This window comes from Achromobacter sp. GbtcB20 (assembly GCF_019091095.1).
GTDB classification, from domain to species: Bacteria; Pseudomonadota; Gammaproteobacteria; order Burkholderiales; family Burkholderiaceae_B; genus Achromobacter; species Achromobacter mucicolens.
On record NZ_JAGXJZ010000759.1, the window covers coordinates 1 to 247 of the forward strand.

At 72.1% G+C, this 247-nt stretch carries 1 pseudogene; it reads right to left on the minus strand.

Features of this window, described 5'->3' with window-relative positions:
- A pseudogene (locus KVT32_RS31005) lies at positions 1–247 on the minus strand (hypothetical protein); the annotation flags it as partial.

Genomic DNA, 247 nt, shown 5'->3' on the forward strand with positions numbered 1-247 from the left:
CGGTGGATCAGATCGTAGAACTCGCGGTTGCGCTGGGCCGTGGCCTGGTCGTTGTTCGGGCTGTTGCGGTTGTTCGTGACCAGCCAGACGATGCCGTCCTTCCCGCCCAGTGCCTGGGTGATGGCGGCGTTGACCGCTTCGCCGAGGTCGGTGTCGGCCAGGGCGCCGCCGGGCTTGCGCGCGGTGTCGGGGCCGGCCAGCGCCTGCGTCACCTGGGCGCGCGTGCCCTCGCCGGCCTTGGCGGACA